At 68.9% G+C, this 19,491-nt stretch carries 17 protein-coding genes; 2 read left to right on the top strand and 15 right to left on the bottom strand.

Annotated features, from left to right (window positions below; translation table 11 throughout):
* Positions 1–116 precede the first annotated feature (116 nt).
* Positions 117–533, bottom strand: a complete 417-nt coding sequence (locus LPC04_RS28120) for an SWIB/MDM2 domain-containing protein (RefSeq protein WP_275685653.1) — start codon at positions 531–533, stop codon at positions 117–119.
* 487 nt (positions 534–1,020) lie between these two features.
* Here LPC04_RS28120 and LPC04_RS28125 point away from each other — a divergent pair, with 487 nt between their 5' ends.
* Positions 1,021–1,371 (top strand): phage holin family protein, encoded by a 351-nt coding sequence (locus LPC04_RS28125; protein ID WP_275685654.1) that lies wholly within the window; start codon positions 1,021–1,023, stop codon positions 1,369–1,371.
* A 27-nt stretch (positions 1,372–1,398) separates the two neighbouring features.
* Here the strand turns inward: LPC04_RS28125 and LPC04_RS28130 are convergent, their stop codons facing one another.
* Positions 1,399–3,060 carry a M48 family metalloprotease gene (locus LPC04_RS28130; protein WP_275685655.1) on the bottom strand — a complete coding sequence of 554 codons (1,662 nt, stop codon included), beginning with the start codon at positions 3,058–3,060 and terminating at the stop codon, positions 1,399–1,401.
* Between the two features lie 152 nt (positions 3,061–3,212).
* Here LPC04_RS28130 and moaC point away from each other — a divergent pair, with 152 nt between their 5' ends.
* Positions 3,213–3,707: a cyclic pyranopterin monophosphate synthase MoaC gene (gene moaC / locus LPC04_RS28135; protein WP_275685656.1), complete on the top strand. Its 495-nt coding sequence runs from the start codon at positions 3,213–3,215 to the stop codon at positions 3,705–3,707.
* Positions 3,708–3,754: 47 nt separating this feature from the next.
* Here moaC and LPC04_RS28140 read toward each other — a convergent pair whose 3' ends face one another.
* The 13 genes from LPC04_RS28140 to sucD all read right to left on the bottom strand — a co-directional run bounded on the left by LPC04_RS28140 (position 3,755) and on the right by sucD (position 19,489).
* Positions 3,755–5,554 (bottom strand): PglL family O-oligosaccharyltransferase, encoded by a 1,800-nt coding sequence (locus LPC04_RS28140; protein WP_275685657.1) that lies wholly within the window; start codon positions 5,552–5,554, stop codon positions 3,755–3,757.
* A 123-nt stretch (positions 5,555–5,677) separates the two neighbouring features.
* A complete protein-coding gene (locus LPC04_RS28145) occupies positions 5,678–7,381 on the bottom strand; it encodes a PglL family O-oligosaccharyltransferase (RefSeq protein WP_275685658.1) in 1,704 nt (567 codons plus the stop codon).
* A 60-nt stretch (positions 7,382–7,441) separates the two neighbouring features.
* Positions 7,442–8,974, bottom strand: coding sequence for a hypothetical protein (locus tag LPC04_RS28150; protein ID WP_275685659.1), 1,533 nt, complete (start codon positions 8,972–8,974; stop codon positions 7,442–7,444).
* Positions 8,971–10,062, bottom strand: a complete 1,092-nt coding sequence (locus LPC04_RS28155; protein ID WP_275685660.1) for a glycosyltransferase — start codon at positions 10,060–10,062, stop codon at positions 8,971–8,973. The genes LPC04_RS28150 and LPC04_RS28155 overlap by 4 nt, the downstream gene beginning before the upstream one ends.
* 110 nt (positions 10,063–10,172) lie before the next feature.
* Positions 10,173–10,667 (bottom strand): pilin, encoded by a 495-nt coding sequence (locus LPC04_RS28160; RefSeq protein WP_275685661.1) that lies wholly within the window; start codon positions 10,665–10,667, stop codon positions 10,173–10,175.
* A 303-nt stretch (positions 10,668–10,970) separates the two neighbouring features.
* On the bottom strand, positions 10,971–11,465 hold the full coding sequence (locus tag LPC04_RS28165) for a pilin (protein ID WP_275685662.1): 495 nt from the start codon (positions 11,463–11,465) through the stop codon (positions 10,971–10,973).
* A 204-nt stretch (positions 11,466–11,669) separates the two neighbouring features.
* Positions 11,670–12,455, bottom strand: coding sequence for an MBL fold metallo-hydrolase (locus LPC04_RS28170; protein WP_275685663.1), 786 nt, complete (start codon positions 12,453–12,455; stop codon positions 11,670–11,672).
* A gap of 32 nt (positions 12,456–12,487) precedes the next feature.
* Positions 12,488–14,959, bottom strand: coding sequence for a CHASE2 domain-containing protein (locus LPC04_RS28175; protein ID WP_275685664.1), 2,472 nt, complete (start codon positions 14,957–14,959; stop codon positions 12,488–12,490).
* 28 nt (positions 14,960–14,987) lie between these two features.
* Complete coding sequence (locus LPC04_RS28180) at positions 14,988–15,638, bottom strand: FHA domain-containing protein (RefSeq protein WP_275685665.1); 651 nt, start codon at positions 15,636–15,638, stop codon at positions 14,988–14,990.
* 97 nt (positions 15,639–15,735) lie between these two features.
* Positions 15,736–16,521 carry a Stp1/IreP family PP2C-type Ser/Thr phosphatase gene (locus LPC04_RS28185; RefSeq protein WP_275685666.1) on the bottom strand — a complete coding sequence of 262 codons (786 nt, stop codon included), beginning with the start codon at positions 16,519–16,521 and terminating at the stop codon, positions 15,736–15,738.
* Between the two features lie 40 nt (positions 16,522–16,561).
* Positions 16,562–17,668, bottom strand: a complete 1,107-nt coding sequence (locus LPC04_RS28190) for a serine/threonine-protein kinase (RefSeq protein WP_275685667.1) — start codon at positions 17,666–17,668, stop codon at positions 16,562–16,564.
* 99 nt (positions 17,669–17,767) lie between these two features.
* Positions 17,768–18,451, bottom strand: a complete 684-nt coding sequence (locus LPC04_RS28195) for a TerC family protein (protein WP_275685668.1) — start codon at positions 18,449–18,451, stop codon at positions 17,768–17,770.
* A 144-nt stretch (positions 18,452–18,595) separates the two neighbouring features.
* Positions 18,596–19,489, bottom strand: coding sequence for a succinate--CoA ligase subunit alpha (gene sucD / locus LPC04_RS28200; protein ID WP_275685669.1), 894 nt, complete (start codon positions 19,487–19,489; stop codon positions 18,596–18,598).
* Between the last annotated feature and the right edge of the window lie 2 nt (positions 19,490–19,491).

The raw sequence follows: 19,491 nt of genomic DNA on the forward strand, positions 1-19,491 counted from the left end.
CATCGCATGGCGCAGGGAATCGCGCACGCCATGAAAAAACCGGCGCGGCGACTTGCGTCGCGGCGCCGGTTTCAGGAACATCTCGTCGGCGGCCGCACAAGGCGGCCCCGGGACGATCAGCTCAGGTGGCTGTTGATCAGCTTGGTCATCTCGAACATCGAGACCTGGGCCTTCTTGAAGATTTCCTTCAGCTTGGCGTCGGCGTTGATCATCGTGCGCTTGGCCTTGTCCTGCAGGCCGTTCTTCTTGATGTACTCCCACACCTTCTTGGTGACTTCGGTGCGCGGGATCGGCGTCGAGCCGATCACGGCCGCCAGCGTCGGCGAGGGCGTCATCGCCTTCATGAACGCGGCGTTGGGAGTGCGCTTCTTGGCCGGAGCGGCCTTCTTCGCCGGAGCAGCCGCCTTCTTGGCCGGCGCCGCCTTCTTCGCGGGAGCGGCCTTCTTTGCCGGTGCCGCCTTCTTCGCCGCCGGAGCGGCCTTCTTGGCCGGAGCCTTCTTGGCCGGAGCGGCCTTCTTCGTTGCAGTTGCCATGTTGATTCTCTCCATCAAGAGGTTTTGATGTGCCGGGATCTGGGTGAGCGTCGCATGAACCCTCGTTTCTCTGCAGATCTCAGCGAAACGAATGGTACTGCCTCATGCAGTGCGTGAGAAGCCACTTCACCTATGAAAATCAGCAATCTCACGAGGGAAAAGCAAGTTTTTGTCTCGTGCAGGCGTCATTCGGCCCTGCGGAGGAGTTGTCGATGCCAATCCGGATATACCCCTGGCGGTATTTTCGAAATTGCCGCGCGACGCCGAAATCGCTCCAGCCAGCGCTCGCGGACCTGAATTTCGCGGCGCCGACGCACGCGCGGCTGCGGGTTGTCCCGCACGCGACGCGTCGCGGGCACGCCACCTGCAGGACCATTGCCCCCTCGCGAAATGCGCAGCGACGCGCCCCTCGCGCGCCGTCGACGCGTGACGGACCGCGCGCGCTTGCCCCACAATCCGACGCAGTCCCCAACCTTTCGACGACGTCATGAAACTCATCGTCCGCTGGCTGCTGCTGGCCGCCGCGCTGTTGCTCGTGGCGCACCTCTCGCCCGGCGTCTCCGTCAACAGCTTCGGCGCCGCGCTGGTGGCCGCGCTCGTGCTGGGCCTGCTCAACCTGCTGGTGCGGCCGCTGCTGGTGCTGCTCACGCTGCCCGTCACGGTGCTGACGCTGGGGCTGTTCCTGTTCGTGATCAACGCGCTGATGTTCTGGGCCGCGGCGGGCCTGCTGGCCGGCTTCAAGGTGGACGGCTTCGGCTCCGCGCTGATCGGCTCGGTGATCTACAGCATCGCCTCCACCATCATCGACGTCGCCATCGAGCACCTGTTCGAGGACTGACGCGCCGCCGCGGCGCGCGCGGGCTCGTCAGGGCTGGTTGGGGTCGCGACCGTGGTTGTCCTTGATCAGCTGGCGCCGGATGGCCTCGAGCTCGCGCAGGCGCGCGTCGATGATGGAGGCCTCGACGAAATCGACGCGTCCGGTGCGCGTCAGCTTCTGTCCGGCGCGCAGCCGGTCGATCGCGCCCATCAGGTCGCCCTGCGCCGCGTGCGCCTCGGCCTCGGCACGGATCGCGCGCAGCTTCTGGCCCAGCGGCTCGGCGCATTGCGACAGCAGCGTCCACGCGAGCACATCGCGCGGGCGCTCCGCCACCCAGGTCTGCAGCGACTCGACGCACTGCTGCAGCGCGGCGCCGGCGCTCGGGTCGCGCGCCGCCGCGCGCGCGATGGCGCCGTTGGCGCGCGCCATCGTCCCCGGGCGCGAACGGTCGTTGCCGAGCGCGTCGACGGCCGCGACGATCTCCGGCGCCGAATGCTTGGCAACGGCGCCTTCCACGCGCAGCAACGCGAAGTCGTGCGCCACCTCGGGCTCGATCGGATAGACGTGCGGCGTGACGACGACCTGCGCCGGCGGCGCCGGCGGCAGCGGCGGCGCGTTCTCCTGCTGCGCGACCAGCGCGGCGTGCTGCGCCATCACCTCGTCGGCCTTGGCGAGCATGGTCTGCGCGGACGGGAAGTCGCGCAATTCCATCGAGGCCAGCGCGCCGCCGTAGAGGATGCCCAGCCGCTCGGCGTCCGTGAGCGGCGCGTTCAGTCGCGCCTGGCCCTGCATGCGGCGCAGCGCCACGTCGGAGGTGTCCATCAGCGCGCGGGCGCGGGCCTTCATCAGCGAATGTTCCGTGATGTGGCTCTTGGCCGGATCCTGCGGCGCGCCTTCCCGGGCGCGCAGCCGCGCGGCCGCGATGCGTTCGATCGTCAACGGGTGCGAGCGCAGCCAGGGGTACTGGTTGCTGTCGTTGAGGCGGCTGACCGTCTCCAGCTTGCCGAACATGTCGGCCATGCCCGACGGCGAGAAGCCGGCCTCGGTCATCACTTCCTGCCCGAAGGTATCGGCCTCGGTCTCCATCTGGCGCGAGAACGTCAGCTGAGCGGTGGCGGCGGCGGCCTGGCTGCCCTGGATCACGGCCATCGGCACGTCGCCGTTCTTCGACTTGACCGAGGCCAGCAGGCCGATCAGCATCGCGGCCATCGACACGATGCTCTGGTGCTTGTTGGCCACCATGCTGCGCGCGATGTGGCGCTGCGTGATATGCGACAGCTCGTGGCCCAGCACCGAGGCCATCTCGTCGCGCGTGTCCGCCTGCGCGATCAGCCCGAGGTTGACGCCCATGTAGCCGCCCGGCAGCGCAAACGCGTTGAACTCGGTGTCGTCGACGAGGAACGGCTGCCACGCGAGCTTTTCCTCCTGCTCCGGGCTGATGTTGCCGAGCTTGAGCGCGGCCTGGTGCAGCGGCCCGAAGATCGACATCAGGTATTGATACAGCACCGGATCGTCGATCACCGCCGGGTCGGGCAGGATCTGGCTCATGATCTGGTCGCCGACCTTCTTCTCGTCGTCGATGCTGAACTCGTCGCCCTCGGCCTCGCCGAGCGCCGGCAGGTTCAACGGGGCCGCGGGCGCCGCAGACATGGTGAACAGGTTCAGCGCAAGGCACGCGGCGGCGGCAAGAGTGGCGAATTTCGGGCGCAAGGGGAAGGCTTTCCTGTCCGGTCGGTTCGGCGGCCGGCGGCGGCACGCTGGTCGCTATGATGACACCGCCGTGTATCGGCCATGTAGCGCGCCGCTTTCGGCGAGCCATCGCGGTGTCCACCGTCGGATCGCCGCCGTCCTCGCAAGGTTCCATGAACGATTCGTCCAACACCTCCGGCCTCACGCACTTCGACGCCCAGGGCCAGGCCCACATGGTCGATGTCGGGGGCAAGGCCGAGACCCGCCGCGTCGCACGCGCGACCGGCTCGATCCGCATGCAGCCCGCCACGCTCGCCGCGATCGCCGAGGGCAGCGCGAAGAAGGGCGACGTGCTCGGCGTCGCGCGCATCGCGGCGATCCAGGCCGCCAAGCGCACGTCGGAGCTCGTGCCGCTGTGCCACCCGCTGCCGCTGACGCACGTGCAGGTGGACTTCGCGATCGACACCACCGCCGGCGCCGTGCACTGCACCGTGCAGGCCGAGACCCTGGGCCGCACCGGCGTCGAGATGGAGGCGCTGACGGCCGTGCAGGTGGGCCTGCTGACCGTCTACGACATGGTCAAGGCGATCGACCGCGGGATGGTGATCGGGGACGTGCGCGTGCTCGAGAAGCACGGCGGCAAGTCGGGATCGTGGACGAGGCCCTGACCGGGCATCCACCAACGACAAGGCCCGCATCGCGGGCCTTTTTCGTTTCAGCGGAAGTCGCGCCAGGTGAGCCCGCTGGGCTCCGGCTGGCACTGGAACGGCTTGACCGGCAGGGTGACATCGACGCACGGCGCGAAGAATTCCTCGGTCTCGGCCTTGTCGAACTCCTTCAGCCGCGCGACCAGGTAGCGCGCGCGTTCCGTCTGGCCGCTCTCGGCCAGCGCGTCGGCCCAGGCCATCATCAGGCGGCTGTCGAGCAGCGAGTGGGTGGAGCGCTCGAACGCGCCCAGGGCCTTGGACGGCGGATCGGCAGTGGTGGCGTCCGCGTAGTCGGCGTGATGCGCGAAGAACGGGCTGCTCTGGCCGGCCACGATGCGGTCGGGCAGCGGCGCGAGGCCCGCATCGTCGACGAAGATCATGGAGACGCGCCAGTAGTCCCACGTCGAGATCAACGCCACCAGCATCATCGCGACGCCGAACCAGCGCAGGCCCGAGCCCTCGCTGCTGAGGCGCACGAGCTTGCCGGGATCGATGGGCCGGCCGCCGACGACGCCGCTCAGCGTCGGCTCGCCGGCGGGCTTCGGCGCCGGGCCGGAGCCGAGCGTGAAGCCCCAGGCCCAGGCCGCCGGCAGCAGGAAGTACGCGTACCACAGCGGGTATTCGTCGAGGCTGTGGATCGCGATCATCACGACCATCACCCAGGCCGCTCGGGCGCCATGGCCGGCTTCGCCCTGCGTCGCCAGCGCGCGCGAGAGGCCCTGCCACAGGGCCCAGACCAGCAGGCCCAGCACCAGCAGCCCCAGCGGCAGGCCGAGTTCGACGATGAGCTGCAGCGGCAGGTCGTGCGTGTGGTCGAAGAAGGCGGTGGGGCGATGCGGGAACGGCGTCAGCGTCCACGCGAAGTTGAACTCGCCCCAGCCCACGCCCAGCAGCGGCTGCTGGCGGATCAGCTCGATGGTGTTGCGCCAGATCGCGAAGTGCGAGCTGTCGCCGTCGCCGACGCGCGTGGCGGTGCCCACTGCATGCGGCACGAACGACAGGTGCTCGCTCAGCCACTGCCAGGCGTGGATGCCGACCGGGAACAGGATGGACGACACCAGCGCGATGCGCGTGCCGCGCGACAGTCGCGTGTCGACGGCGCCCCACACGACCAGCACCAGCGTGCCACCGTACAGGCCGGTGCGCGAGCCGCTGAGCACCACGGCCGCCATCATCAGCACGCCGATCGCGAGGCCGAACCAGCGGGAGATGCGGCGCCATTCCACCAGCGGCACCAGCGCGATCACCGACCACACCAGCAGGCTCGCCAGATGGTTGGGCTGGCGCAGGTTGCCCACGGCGCGGCCGGGGATGCCGGACTGCGCGATCAGCGTGCCGTCGGCCAGCCTCGGGATGTAGACCTGGATCACCGAGACCAGCGCGCTGAGGCTGCCGACGGCCACCATGCCGATCGCGAACGGTGCGAAGGCCTGCAGGCCGTCCTCGTCGCCGCCCTGGGCGACGCGCGCGCCGAGCGTGGCGACGAAGCTCGCGGCCACCAGCATCAACGCCGGCGGCAGCGCGAGCGAGGTCGGCAGCGAGCCGACGGTCCACGACGCGATGATCGCCACGCACAGGATGGCCAGCGCCAGCGCCAGCCACAGCGTGGCGCCGCGGCGCACGGGGCCGTGCGGAATCCGGTTGGCGGCCAGCAGGCACAGGCCCCAGCCGAACACGCACACCAGCTCGTTGAGCTGCGTCGCCGACGGCGTGCGGTTGTAGGCCAGCATCGGCGGAAGGATCAACGCGAGCGCGTAGGCGAAGATGCGCACGTCCGCGCGGTCGCCGGGAAAGGTTTGACTGGTCATTGCGGCAATCGAAGAAAGGCCAGCTGGCTGGTGCCGGCGCGCGCCGCGCGAGGCGGCGAAAACGGTGCAGAGGGTAACGCGATTCCGTGAAGCCCGCGCCCTGCAGGCCGGCCACGCCTGGGGCTACCTGAAGTCGCGCCAGCTCACGGGGTGCTCGGGCGGCAGGCATTGGAACGGCTTGGCCGTCACGGCCGCATCATCGCAGGGCGCGAACCAGGGCTTGGGGCCGGGCAGGTTGAACTCGCGCAGGCGGGCAGCCATGTAGCGCGCCTTGTCGACCTGGCCCTGCTCGTAGAGGATGTTCGCCCACGCGTACATCAGGCGTCCGTTGAGCAGCACGTGCGACGAGCGCTCGATCACCGGCAGCATGTCCGGAGTCAGCGGCCTCTCGGTGACTGCGACGTAGTCGGCTTCGTTGGCGAACAGCGGGCTGGCCTGGCCGTGCGCGACGCGCTGGTCGAACGGCAAGGACGTCGATCGCGGAAGGAACAGGTCGACGATGGTCAGGTAGTCCATCCATGCCGACGGCGCCAGCACCACCATCATCAACCCCACGGCTCGCCAGTTGCGCGCCGTGACGCGCGCTGCATCGGGGCTGGCCCCCGTGGCGCCGAGCGCGGTTGCGGTGCCGACGGCCACGCCGAAAGCCCACGCCGTGGGCAACAGCAAGTACGCGTACCACAGCGGATATTCGAGCATGCTGTGCAGGCCCATCACCAGCACGAACAGCAGTGCGCTGCGCGCCGCCAGGCCGGCCTCGTCGGCCTGGTGCCAGACGCGGCGGAACGATTGAAACAGCGCGACGACCAGCAGCCCCATCATCAGCAGCGCTGCGGGCACGCCCAGTTCGACCGCCAGCTGCAGCGGCAGGTTGTGCGTGTTGCTGACCAGTCCCGCGCCGCGCGCGAACGACGGCGTGAGCGTCCAGGCAAAATTGAACTGTCCCCAGCCGACGCCCAGCCACGGCTGCTGGCGGATCAACACCAGCGCGCTCTGCCAGATCCCGCCGCGAAACGAGGTGGCGTCGGTGGCGTCGCTCCGGTCAAGTAGTACCACCGTGACTTCATGCGCGTGCGACCAGGCCCCGATCGCCCAGAGCATCAGCGCAGCCACGAATGGCAGCGACAACAGGCCAAGACGCAGCGGACGCGCCAGGTTGCGGTCAGCGAGGCCCCACGACGCCAGGAGTGCGAGCGCAACCAGGGCGGTACGCGAGCCGGTGAGCACGACCCCGAACAGCATCGTCAGCACGGCGAGACACCAGCCCACGCGCGGCAACCAGGCGCCAGCGCGATCCTGCCAGGAGCGCGCGAGCGGCACGCTACCGATGATCCCCCAGAGCATGATGTCGGCAAATTGATTCGACTGCCCGACGTTGCCGCCCGGTCGGCCCAATCGAACCGGCCACGCAATGAGGTCGTTGTCGAGCGCGTGGTACGCGAACACTTGCAGGAACGCGATCAGGCCGCAGCACACGCCGCCGACGACGAGAGCCATCGCGAACGGCCGGAAATAGCGCACCACATCGCCCGCCCCGGCAGCGGCTCCGTGCAGCATCACCACCGCAGCCAGGCCCATGATGCCCAGGATGCCGATACCCGGCGGGGACGGCTGCGTCCCGAGGAAGATGCCGATCGCGCACGCGGCAGCCGCCAGCGCAAGGACGATCAGTGGCGGCGCCGCTGCGCGCAACGTCGATCGCAGTAGCACCGGCGCCGGCGCCAGGATCATCACGAGCCCCCAGCCGAAGATGGCGGTCAATTGATTGGCGATCGTCGGATTCGGCGGAAACGGGCGGTGGATCAGTGTGGCCAGCGCCACCGCCACCAGGAATGCGATGAGTCTCATTCAAAGAGTCCTTGTGCCGGCCGACGCCGACGCGTTGAGTCAGTGCGCCGCTGCGGGCCGCGCGTCGGCCCGCAGCGGCTCGTTGCGTTCCAGCAGGAAGATGTCGCCGTCCGTCAGGCGGATATGCCAGTGCGCGCGGATGCTGGGCATCCGGCGGATGCCGAGTTCGAAGTCGCGCCGCAGCAACAGCATGTAGCTCACGTGGTTGCCTTCGAGGAACAGGTTCAGCAGGTTCTCGTTCTGCAGCAACTGGATCGAGAAAAGCAGGTAGTCGTCGCCGTAGGAGTCGACGCGCGAGTCGATCGAGGGCTTCAAGCGCGGCCAGTCGCGGTAGATCAACTCGCCGCCCAATTCGTACGAGTTGAGGACGTTGCCGGCCACCTTCGGGTCGGCCAGCTCCGCCACCAGGGGCGGACTGAAGTTGTTGGACGGCACTTCGTAGAAGAAGCCGTGGGCCGCATTGCCCAGCAGCGCGCAGGCGCTGGTCGCCGCGAGGGCCAAGCACGCAGCGGCGGCACGCAGTCCGCGCTCGCGCCGGCGCTCGAGCGTGAGGTGTCCCACCAGTCCCGCGCAAACGTACAGCGCGATGAAGCCGAACCACACGATGTGGCGCGAGCGGTCCAGCGCGAGCACCGTGAAGACGGCCAGCAGCAGCCCGTCGGTGACGTTGAGGTAGCGCCGCAACGCGACGACAAGCGCCAGCGTCGCGGCCAGCACCGCGATGAAGATCCAGAACGCGCGCTCGACCACGAACAACGGCGAGAACGTCGGAAGCCATTCCTTGATCAGCTGGCGCATCGTGCCGGACTGCTGCAGCTGGAACGGGAACTTCAAGAGCGCCCAGCCGGCCGGGTTGATGGCGCAGGCCGCCGTCATGGCCAGCGCCGCGGCGGCATATGGCAACCCGGCGCGCCAGCCGGCGCGCAGGCGCTGGGGCCACGCGCCCGTGGCGGCGAAGGTCGCGGACATCGCCTCACCGAATGCGAACAGGCAGGTGATCGCCGGCGCGAGGATGAACGAGCCATGGCAGTTCGCCCACAGGATCGCGACCGGCAACAGCCACAGCAGCGTCGTCCAGCGCCGTTCGCCGCGGTAGCGATCGAGCACCAGCAGCAGCCACGCGAGGAACAGCAGCGCGAACAGCTCGGGCCGCAACACGTAGCGCACGTTGGCGCACATCATGGCCAGCATCGCCATCATCAGCGCCGCGCCGAGGCCTGCGGCGCGGCGCTGCGCGAGCACGACGCACAGCGCGAACTGCAGCAGCGCGAAGCCGCCCGTCACCCACATCAGCCGGTGCAGGCCCAGCAGAAGATCGAACTCGTGATAGATGACGGAGACCAGCCACTCGTGCGCGTTGAAGTGGTTGTCGCGCACCGTGGTGAACGCGAACAGGACCGTGTCGGGGATCTTGCCGGTGTCGACGATCAGCTCGCCGACCTTCATCAGGATCCACACGTCGTTGTTGCCCACCGGCACGACGTTCATGACCAGCATGAGCAGGACGGCGAGGCCCACCGCCGCCCAGGTCACCAGTCCGGAACCGATCGCCGGCTTCGCGGCACGGTTCATCGGGATCTCCACGTGACGGCGCGCGTGGCGGCGTAGTTCCAGCCCGTGCCCACGAGGGCGCCCGCGGCGGCGGCCAGTGCCCAGCCCTGGCGCTCGAACAGGAACCCGGCGACGCCGACATTGGCGATCACGCCGAAGCCGCAGATCGCATAGAACGTCAGCAGCCCGCGCCACCAGCTCAGGCCGCGGTGTCGCTGGTCGCGGTAGGTGAACGAGTTGTTGAGGGCGTAGTTGGACGTCATCGCGACCAGCGTGGCCGTCGCCTGCGAGGCCGTGAAGGCGAGGTGGGCGACCTGGTAGAGCAGCGTCAGCACGGCGAAGTGGACGGCCACGCCGGAGATGCCCACCATCGAGAAGAGCAGGAAGCGCGCGGGAATCCAGCGGCCGAACTTCTTGTCGATGAGCAACAGCGAGAACTCCCACAGCACCGCTGAATCGAGCTTGCTCTCGCCCGCGCGACGCGGGCGGAAGGTGTACGGGATCTCCGCGACGCGCGGTGGCGTGGGCAGCGACGCCAGCAGGTCCAGCAGCAGCTTGTAGCCCTCGCCGGAAAGCCGGCGCACGGCCAGGTCGAAGGTCTCGCGCTTCATCATGAAGAAGCCGCTCATCGGATCGCTCAGCCCGGTGGCCACCATGCGGTTGGCCAGCGCCGTGGCGAAGCGGCTCATGCGCTCGCGCTGGGCATCCCAGCCGTCGAGGCCGCCGCCGGCCACGTAGCGGCTGCCGACGACGACGTCCGCGGGCGCCTCGGTGGCCGTGCCGCGCAGGCGCGCCAGCATCGCCGGAAGAATGCTCTCGTCATGCTGCAGGTCGGCATCGATGACGGCGATCACCGGCGCCGCCGTGCTCAGGACGCCCTCGACGACCGCCCGCGACAACCCGCGGCGGCCCAGCCGCTGGACGCAGCGCACGCGGGGGTCGGCCTGCGCCGCGGCGCGAACCTCGGCGGCGGTGCCATCCGGAGAATCGTCATCGACGAAGACGGCCTCCCAGCGAATGCCCTGCAGCGCGACACCGAGGCGCCGGATGAGTTCGCCCACGTTGGGTCGTTCGTTGTAGGTCGGGACGATTACCGACAGTTCGATCATCTGCACTCCTGGGCCGGAACCGCGCATTGTCTCCTGCGGTCGTGTTGGGGCCCCCCATGAAAAAAGAGGTGCCGAAGCACCTCTTTCGTTGGATCACGCGACAGCGCGGATTAGCCGCGGCACGAACCCGGCAGGTACTTCGACAGGGGCGCGTCGGTCAGGGGCAGGATGGTGCCGGAGGTCGCGCCGCAAACCCACTTGAAGATCTGGACCGAGCCGACCGGCGGCTTGACGTTGGCACCGGCGGAGTCGGCCGGCACGAGCGTCAGGATGTCGCCCGTGATGGCGCTCGGCAGCGACGGGTCGTTCGAGACCTTGACGCTGACGGCGCCGTTGACGTCGGTGGCGACGCTGGCGACGTACTTGCTGGTCGACGTCGACGCTTCGCAGCCCCAGCCGTTGGCCGTCGGAGCCGACGTACCGGTCTGGTAGACCTCGGAGATCGTGGTGCGGCACGACGACGCGGCCAGCGTCACTTCCGACAGCTTGGCCTTGACCGTGTACGTCTGGTACGCGGGCAGGGCAACGGCGGCGAGGATGCCGATGATCGCGACGACGATCATCAGTTCGATCAGGGTGAAACCCTGTTGGACGGTACGCTTCATATGAAACTCCAGGAGATGGGAGAAGAGCCGACTGTGAATCGACGGAGACTTTCGCCCACATGCTGTAAGCGAATGCCATGCCAGCGCGGAGGCCGGCAAATTGACAATCCCGAACGTGACTTATGCACGCCAGGTGACGCACCGTGTCAGCGCGGCCCGGCAAGCCCTCGATTTGCGAGCCGCCGAAGTGACGAAATTTGTCACACCGACTGAAAGTGTCACCTGATTCTGCCCCGGCTCGCGCCTGGCGGCGATAGCGAAAAGGGCGCCGAAGCGCCCTTTTCAATCGGCTTGCGACGGCGATCAGCCGCGGCAAGAACCCGGCAGGTACTTCGACAGCGCGCTGTCGGTATGCGGCAGCAGCGTGCCGGAGGTGGCACCGCAGACCCACTTGAAGATCTGGACCGAGCCGACCGGCGGCTTGACGTTGGCACCGGCGGAGTCGGCCGGCACGAGCGTCAGGATGTCGCCCGTGATGGCGCTCGGCAGCGACGGGTCGTTCGAGACCTTGACGCTGACGGCGCCGTTGACGTCGGTGGCGACGCTGGCGACGTACTTGCTGGTCGACGTCGACGCTTCGCAGCCCCAGCCGTTGGCCGTCGGAGCCGACGTACCGGTCTGGTAGACCTCGGAGATCGTGGTGCGGCACGACGACGCGGCCAGCGTCACTTCCGACAGCTTGGCCTTGACCGTGTACGTCTGGTACGCCGGCAGGGCGACGGCCGCGAGGATGCCGATGATCGCGACGACGATCATCAGTTCGATCAGGGTGAAACCCTGTTGGACGGTGCGCTTCATTCTTGGGAACTCCGGAAGGCGATGGGACGGGGAGGCTGCGAAAGCTGTCAGAAGGCTATCGGCATTCTGGCGGGTTTCACCAGCCTTGCAGGAACCGTTCCAGATCCTGAACGTGAGATATGCCCGGAAAGCATCCGCGGCAGATCGAGAACCCCCTGCAGGCCCGCACTCAAGTGCCGCGCGCCGCGGTCGAGCTCCTTCGCGTCAATGAAGCTCGAACGTGTCGCCCTTGAGCAGTTCCATCAAGGGGCGTTCGCGCTTGAGCGCGCGCAGCCCGGCCATGACGGCGTCGATCTCGCCCGGCTTGATGTGGGTGATGTAGATGCGGGCGTCCGGCGGCGCGCCGGCCAGCTCGGCCGCGAGCGAGCTCGGGCAGTGGTGGCCGCTCGTCTTGGCGAGGCGGCATTCCGGCTCGCTGAAGGCCGTCTCGACGACGACGTGCGCCACCGGGAACTGCGCGATGCGTTCCCAGAACGACGGATTGGGGCCCGTGTCTCCGCTGAAGACCCACCCCCCGCCACCGCCGGCAGGGCCGTGGACGGCGAAGCCGCAGGCCGGCACCGAGTGGCGGGCGCTGAGCACCTCGATGCGGCGGCCGCCGAGTTCCAGCGTGTCGCCGACGTTGAAGGGCACGAAGCGCAGCACCGGGTATTCGGCCGTCGGCAGCCGCGTGAAGTCGGGCCAGAGCTGGTTGTTGAACAGGTGCTCGCGCAGCACGGCGATCGTCTCGGGCAGCGCGTGCACCTCGATCGGCGCGGCGCCGCGCGCCTGGCGCCGGCGCAGCACGCTGTCGGCCAGCAAGGGGACGGCCAGCACGTGATCCAGGTGGGAATGCGTGAGCAGGATGTGGTCGATGCGTTCCAGCGCGTCGAGCGACAGGTCGCCGACGCCGGTGCCGGCGTCGATCAGCACGTCCTGGTCGAGCAGGAAGCTGGTGGTGCGGCTGTCGCGCGCGATCGACCCGGAGCAGCCGAGTACCTGGATTTTCATGCGGGCATCACGCGGAGGGTGACTCGAGGAGGTCAACGGGGGAGTTCTTGTTCTGGGGCTTCTTCGGCTGCGAGGCTGGCCAGCCGGTGGGCCGCCAGCGCATGCAGCTGGCGCGAGGCCGGCCGGGCGGCAAGCAGCTCGGTCAGTCGCGCGTGAGCGACAGCGCGCGCGGACGGTGACGCCACCGACCGCGAACCTTTGCCATGGTGCCCGCGCAACGCATCACGTGCAAGGCGCCAAAGGCCAAGTTGTTCATGAATCGCCGTGATTTCCTCCGCGCTTTTCGGGCCAGAACTCGACAATGTGACATCGGTGACAGCCAGCGGCACATACAGCGTGACCAGCTGGCTGCGCCCCTTGACGGCGACCTCGTCGACCTCCACCCATTCGCATCCAGGCAGCTCGCCAGCGGCCGCGCGCGTGGTGTCGGCCACCAGCAGCGGGACGTCGTAGGTGCGCGTCGCGCCTTCGATGCGCGCGGCCAGGTTCACGCCGTCGCCCACCGCGGTATAGCTGCGCCGCAGGGCCGAGCCGAGATCGCCGACGCAGACGACGCCGGTGGCCAGGCCGATGCACGGCGACAGCGACGGCAGTCCGCGCTCGGCCAGTTCGGCGTTGAGCGGTCCGACGGCGGCGATCATCGCCATCGCGGCCTTCACGGCGTGCGCGGCATGCTGCTCGTCGGGCTGCGGCGCGCCCCAGAACGCCATCACCGCGTCGCCGATGAACTTGTCCAGCGTGCCGCCATGGCCGTGGATGATCTGGCTCATGCGCAGGAAGTAGAGGTTCAGCAGCTCGCGCAATCGGTCCGGCGCCATCTTCTCGGACATCGGCGTGAAGCCGCGCAGATCGCAGAACAGCACCGTCAGCTCGCGGTTCTCGGCGCTGCTGGCGACGTCGAGGAAGCGCTCGGGATCGCTGGCCATCGCGCGCACGCGCTCCGGCGGCAGGTAGTGGCCGAACAGCCGCGCCAGCGAGCGGCGCGAGTGCCATTCGCGCAGGTAGTTGGCGACGATGCCCAGCACGCCGGTCAGCAGGCCGCCCGCTAGCGGCGCCGCGATCGGGATGGCCCAGCCGCGACCGGTGAGCGCCCACAGGTCGCACAGCAGCAGCACCGCAAGGATCAGCAGCAGCGCCAGCACCGCCACCGGACCGGCAAGGCGACGCACGGCCATCGTGACCGCCGCGAGCACGACGGCCAGCAGCAGCAGCTCGAAGCCGGGCGACCAGTCGGGCCGGACGCTGAGGTCGTTGTCCTCGAGGCCGGCCATCAGCTGCGCATGCACCTCGATGCCCGGCAGCGCGCGATGCACGGGCGTCGCGCGCAGGTCGGCCAGGCCGGGCGCCGAGCTTCCCAGCAGCACGACGCGGCCACCGAGTTCGCGTGCGCCCACGCGATGCGCGAGGACGTCGGCGGCGGAGATGTAGCGGAAGCGCCCGGTGCCCGGCGAGGCGCCGGGGTGCAGCGCCGCGCGGTACGGCAGCGTGACGGCGCCACGCGGGTCGACGCGCAGCGCGCGCAGCGGCTCGCCATCGGCCGAGGTCAGTTGCAGGCCCGTCAGACGCGGCGGCCCGCCGGCTTCCCCGCGCCGGATCACCGGGCGCAAGGCGCTCACGCGATGCCACTGCCGCCACAGCGACAGCGCGAACGATTCGTAGACGGCGCCGCCGTAGCCGGTGACCAGCAGCGTCGACCGCAGCTCGCCGTCGGCGTCCGGCAGCGCGTTGATGAAGCCGGTGCCCGACGCGGCACGCAGCAGCGCCGGCACCGGCACTTCGACGCCTTGCCACGGCGTCATCGCGAGCGCACTGGCCGGCAGCACGTCGGCCTCGGTGACCGGCGGCGGCGCGACGGCGGCCGCGGCGCCCGGCGTCGCCGGCTCCGCCTGGTGGTTGAAGTGGTAGGCCAGCGTGACGGGATGCCCCGACAGCGCCCGGGCCAGCCGCGCGTCGTGGTCGGCGCGTGCCTCCAGCGTGCCCTGCCAGCGCGCGACGCTCGCGCGCAGCACCGCGTCGTCGGGCGCCAACTGCGTCAGCGAAGCCAGCGCATCGTGCACCGTGCGCGCCTGGTCGTCGGGCTCGGCGAGCACGAGGTCGATCCCGAGCGCCGCCGCGTGGTCGTCGTCGAACAGCGTCTCGACCAGCTGCGCGAGCCGGTCGCGCGGCCACGGCCAGCGGCCGAGGGCGCGCAGGCTGGCGTCGTCGATGTCGATGATGACGATGTCGTCGCGCGGCTTCGTCACCGGCGACAGCGCGGTGGACTGGCGCACGTCGTCGAGCGCGAGCTCCAGCCGGGTCAGCGGCGCGATCGGCGCGACCGCCACGTGCCACGCCCCGACCAGCCACAACGCGGTGGCGATGAGCGACAGGCGCAGCGTCGGATCCCAGCGCTGGAGTCGCTGCAGCGCGCGCTGCCAGAACGAGCGCGGCGCAGACGCGTCGGCGTCGAAGTCGGCGTGGGGCACCTGCGAGGGTGCCGGCTCCCGGCCGGGCGGAGATCTCACGCCGCGACTCGGAGAATGGGCGGGAAGATCAGTTCTGGACGAACTGCATCTGGGTGCCGGCGAGGTCGATGATGTCGCCGTGCTTCAGCGAGATCGACTCCTCGCCGACAGGCTGGCCGTTGACGCTGGGACGACGCGAGCCTTCGACATGCGACAGCACGTAGCCGCCCGGACGCTTGGTGACCGAGGCCACCTGCACGCCCGGCTTGCCCACCGTGGTGACGACCTTCGTGAGCAGCACCTCGCGGCCGGCGGCGCCGCCATTGAGCACCTTGATCGAGGCCGGCCCGGCGGCCGGCGGCGTGGCGGCGGTCGGCGGCGCGCCGATCACGCCCGGCGCGCGGCCGAACGCGCCGGGACGCAGGATCATCGTCTTTTCGTAGTCCTCGGCGTCCTCGGCGAGGAACTTGATGCGGTACTTGCCGACCTCGACGACATCGTTGTTCGACAGCAGCTGCTTCTTGACCGCCTTGCCGTTGATGTAGGTGCCGTTGGTGCTGTTCAGGTCTTCGATGAACACATCGGACTGTGCCGCCGTCAGCACCGCGTGCTCGCCGCTGACGGCGAGGTTGTCGATCACGATGTCGTTGTACGGCCGCCGGCCGAGCGTAGTGCGCTCTTTCGTGATCTGGAATTCCTTGATCACGACGTTATCGAGCGAGACGACGAGTTTGCCCATTGAAAACCTCAGTTTCTCTCGCGGCTTTCAGACCGCTTGTCGGAAACGCCGCAGCGCTCTTTGTAATTCATCGTCCGGTATTGCACGGCCAACTCAATCAGCGCCAGAACGACCACCAGGACTTCGCGAAGTCCCGAGTGCCCGGCTTGGCGCGCGCCAGTATGACCGCGATATTATCTCGCCCGCCAGCGGCGTTGGCGGCCTGCACCAGCATCGCACCTGCCGCGGGCAAGCTGTCGTTGGTTCGCAACAGCTGTTCGATCTGCTCGTCGGTGAGCATATCGGACAAGCCATCAGAACACATCAACAGCAGGTCTCCCGGCTCAACCGGATAATCGTGGATTTCGAGGTCGACGAGTTCATCGACCCCTACCGCACGTGTAACCAGATTCTTGTGCATCGAGTAGGCCGCCTGTTCCGCCGTGATCAGGCCGGCGTCGATCTGCTCCTGCAGCAGCGAGTGGTCGCGGGTGAGCTGTTCGAGGTGGCCGTTGCGGAAGCGGTAGCCGCGCGAATCGCCGATGTGGCCCAGCCAGAGGCGGTCGCCGCGATAGAGCGCCACGACCAGCGTCGTGCCCATGCCGGCGTATTCGGGGTGCGACATGGCGGCGTCGAAGACTTCGCGATTGGCGCTGTCGACGGCGTCGAGCAACGCCGTCTTGATCTCGGCTTCCGTGGGCGTCGCGCCCGAGGCCTTCAGTCGCTGGCCGAGCTCGCTCTTCACGCGCTCGGAGGCCATCCCGCTCGCCACTTCGCCCGCGTTGTATCCGCCCATGCCGTCGGCCAGCACCGCGATGCGCCCGGCTTCGTCGAGCGCCACGGAGTCTTCGTTATTGCGGCGTGCGCGGCCGGTGTCAGTAACGCTGAAGAACTCAAGGATCATGAGGACGGCAGGATGCGGGCGAAGCAGGGATTCGCGCGTGTTAGCTGGCGATTGTGCCCTGGAATGGGTGGGATGCCGTCGGGTCGTTCAGGGGATCGCGTCCGGGGGCGGTGTCGGGCCACTCCGCGGCCGCGCTTCCGGGCTCGGCCGCCACGCATTGCTGGCGCGCCAGGCGCAGTTCGAGCGCGACCTGGTGGGCGTTGTCCTGGCGCAGGCCGGGGCTCTTGGCCAGCAGGCGGGCGACGATGTCGTCCAGCAGCGGCGGCAGCTCCGGGCGCAGCATGCGCACGCGCGGGGGCGTCTGGTGGGCAATGCGCGCGAGCAGGTCGCCCATCGAATCGGCCTCGAACGGGCGGCGGCCGATCAGCAGTTCGAACAGCAGCACGCCCAGCGCGTAGAGATCGCACTGCGCCGTGGCGTCGGCGCCGGCCAGCTGCTCCGGCGCCATGTAGGCCGGCGTGCCCAGCATGACGCCGCTGCGGGTGGCGGCGGTGTCGGCGACGCGCGCCGAGCCGAAGTCGGTGACCTTGACGGTGCCGGTCGTGGGGTCGAACAGGACGTTGGAAGGCTTGATGTCGCGATGGACGATGCCCGAGCGGTGCGCGATGTCGAGTGCCAGCGCGACACGCTGGCAGATGCCGACGACGACGCCTTCCGGCAGCAGGCGGTTGGCGCAGGCGTAGCGCGACATGTCGGTGCCGTTCACCCATTCCATGGCCAGCCAGCCGGTGGTGGCATCGCCCTCGCCCTGCACGCCGCCCGCGTGCACCGCGACGATGTAGTCGTGCTTGAGGCGCGCGGCCGCCTCGGCCTCGCGCAGGAAGCGCTCGCGCCACAGGCCGCGGTCGGTGCCGCTGGTGTTGCCGATGCGCACCGTCTTGAGCGCGATCAGGCGGCCGGTGGCGCGCTCGGTGGCCTGGTAGATGGTCGCGCGGTCGTTGCGGGCGATGACGTGGCGCAGCTCGTAGTCCGTGATCCTGGGCATGGCCGCGGCCGTCGCGCCGTTGCTGGCGGACTTGCCGTGCCACCCGGACGGCGGCGCCACGCGCTCCGCAGCCGCGAGCCCGAACATGCGTTTCAAGCGGAACCACGCCGGCGGCGCCGTCGGTGGCGACGGCGTCTGCTTCGGGAGCGAGGAGCGCGGCATGGTCCTAGATTGGCCGCTGCCGGCGCGGCCGTCAACCCGGTGATTGTCGTAGGCGCGCTCCCTGCGGCTTTCGTCACGCGCCGTCGAGCCGGCGCGACATCAGCCGCGGCCTTTTGCGCGCCATTGCAGCAGTTTCCCGACGATGACGACCAGTACCGCGCCGATGACGCCGGCGATTCGCACTGCCGATTCCGGCACCTCGGCAAACCAGTGGTGGATCGCCGGGTCGGTGAGCATCATCTCCCCGGCCAGCCAGCCAAGCAGCGCGGCACCGGCCGTGATGATGACTGGAAAGCGTTCCATCACCTTCAGGATCAGCGTGCTGCCGAACACGATCAGCGGGATGCTGACGGCCAGGCCGATGATCAGCAGCAGCGTGTTGCCCTGGGCCGCCGCGGCCACCGCCAGCACGTTGTCCAGGCTCATCACGAGGTCGGCCACCAGGATCGTGCGCACCGCCGCGCCGACGCCGATCGGCTGGGCATCCTGTCCGTGCTGCTCCTCCTCGTCCGACATCAGCTTGGCACCGATCCACAGCAGCGCGAGCCCGCCGACGAGCTTCAGCCAAGGCAGGCCGAGCATCCTGACGGCGATCAGCGTCAGCACGATGCGCATGACGATGGCGGCGGCGCTGCCGAAGACGATCGCGCGCTTCTGCTGGTGCGGCGGCAGGCCGCGCGCGGCCATCGCGATGACGACCGCGTTGTCGCCCGACAGCAGCACGTTGGCCAGGATGATGGAGCCGAGGGCGGCCCAGAAATCGGTTGTCAGGAGGATGTCCACGGGTGCGCAAGTGTCTGCTGAAAGCGGCGGCGCAAAAGAAAAGGAGCCCGGAGGCTCCTTGTCGTGCCGAACGGCAGTCTAACCGCGGCTCGCAAGCTTGCGTTCAGTTTCGCGGCGCGACGCCGCGAAACGTCCCGTTTCGAATTACAGCAGGCCCTTCAGGAGCTTGCCCATTTCCGACGGGTTGCGCGTGACCGTGAAGCCGCAGGCTTCCATGATCTCGAGCTTGGCGTCGGCCGTGTCGGCACCGCCGGAGATCAGCGCGCCGGCGTGGCCCATGCGCTTGCCGGCCGGAGCCGTGACGCCCGCGATGAAGCCGACGATCGGCTTCTTCATGTTGTCCTTGCACCAGCGCGCCGCGTCGGCCTCGTCCGGGCCGCCGATCTCGCCGATCATGATGACGGCGTCGGTCTCGGGATCGTCGTTGAACGCCTTCATCACGTCGATGTGCTTCAGGCCGTTGATCGGGTCGCCGCCGATGCCCACCGCCGACGACTGGCCCAGGCCGATCTCGGTCAGCTGCGCCACGGCTTCGTACGTCAGCGTGCCGGAGCGGCTCACGACGCCGATGCGGCCCTTGCGGTGGATGTGGCCCGGCATGATGCCGATCTTGATCTCGTCCGGCGTGATCAGGCCCGGGCAGTTGGGGCCCAGCAGCAGCGTCTTCTTGCCGCCGGCGGCTTCCTTGGCCTTCATCTTGTTGCGCACCATCAGCATGTCGCGCACGGGGATGCCTTCGGTGATCGCGACCACCAGGTCGAGGTCGGCCTCGACCGCTTCCCAGATCGCGGCGGCGGCGCCCGCGGGCGGCACGTAGATCACGGAGACGGTGGCGCCGGTTTCCGACTTGGCTTCCTTGACGGACGCGAAGATGGGGATGTCCGAGAACTTCTCGCCCGCCTTCTTCGGGTTCACGCCGGCGACGAACGCGTTCTTGCCGTTCGCGTAGGCCTGGCAACCCAGCGTGTGGAACTGACCGGTCTTGCCCGTGATGCCCTGGGTGATGACCTTGGTGTCTTTGTTGATGTAGATCGACATGT

The organism is Scleromatobacter humisilvae (assembly GCF_023231945.1).
Taxonomy (GTDB): Bacteria; Pseudomonadota; Gammaproteobacteria; order Burkholderiales; family Burkholderiaceae_C; genus Scleromatobacter; species Scleromatobacter humisilvae.

Bases quoted from the DNA above. Each gene is read 5' to 3' on its own strand.
- LPC04_RS28120 (WP_275685653.1), bottom strand. From the start codon at position 533: ATGGCAACTGCAACGAAGAAGGCCGCTCCGGCCAAGAAGGCTCCGGCC.
- LPC04_RS28150 (WP_275685659.1), bottom strand. From the start codon at position 8,974: ATGAACCGTGCCGCGAAGCCGGCGATCGGTTCCGGACTGGTGACCTGG.
- LPC04_RS28180 (WP_275685665.1), bottom strand. From the start codon at position 15,638: ATGGGCAAACTCGTCGTCTCGCTCGATAACGTCGTGATCAAGGAATTC.
- LPC04_RS28170 (WP_275685663.1), bottom strand. From the start codon at position 12,455: ATGAAAATCCAGGTACTCGGCTGCTCCGGGTCGATCGCGCGCGACAGC.
- LPC04_RS28125 (WP_275685654.1), top strand. From the start codon at position 1,021: ATGAAACTCATCGTCCGCTGGCTGCTGCTGGCCGCCGCGCTGTTGCTC.
- sucD (WP_275685669.1), bottom strand. From the start codon at position 19,489: ATGTCGATCTACATCAACAAAGACACCAAGGTCATCACCCAGGGCATC.
- LPC04_RS28165 (WP_275685662.1), bottom strand. From the start codon at position 11,465: ATGAAGCGCACCGTCCAACAGGGTTTCACCCTGATCGAACTGATGATC.
- LPC04_RS28160 (WP_275685661.1), bottom strand. From the start codon at position 10,667: ATGAAGCGTACCGTCCAACAGGGTTTCACCCTGATCGAACTGATGATC.
- LPC04_RS28155 (WP_275685660.1), bottom strand. From the start codon at position 10,062: ATGATCGAACTGTCGGTAATCGTCCCGACCTACAACGAACGACCCAAC.
- moaC (WP_275685656.1), top strand. From the start codon at position 3,213: ATGAACGATTCGTCCAACACCTCCGGCCTCACGCACTTCGACGCCCAG.
- LPC04_RS28140 (WP_275685657.1), bottom strand. From the start codon at position 5,554: ATGACCAGTCAAACCTTTCCCGGCGACCGCGCGGACGTGCGCATCTTC.
- LPC04_RS28185 (WP_275685666.1), bottom strand. From the start codon at position 16,521: ATGATCCTTGAGTTCTTCAGCGTTACTGACACCGGCCGCGCACGCCGC.
- LPC04_RS28190 (WP_275685667.1), bottom strand. From the start codon at position 17,668: ATGCCGCGCTCCTCGCTCCCGAAGCAGACGCCGTCGCCACCGACGGCG.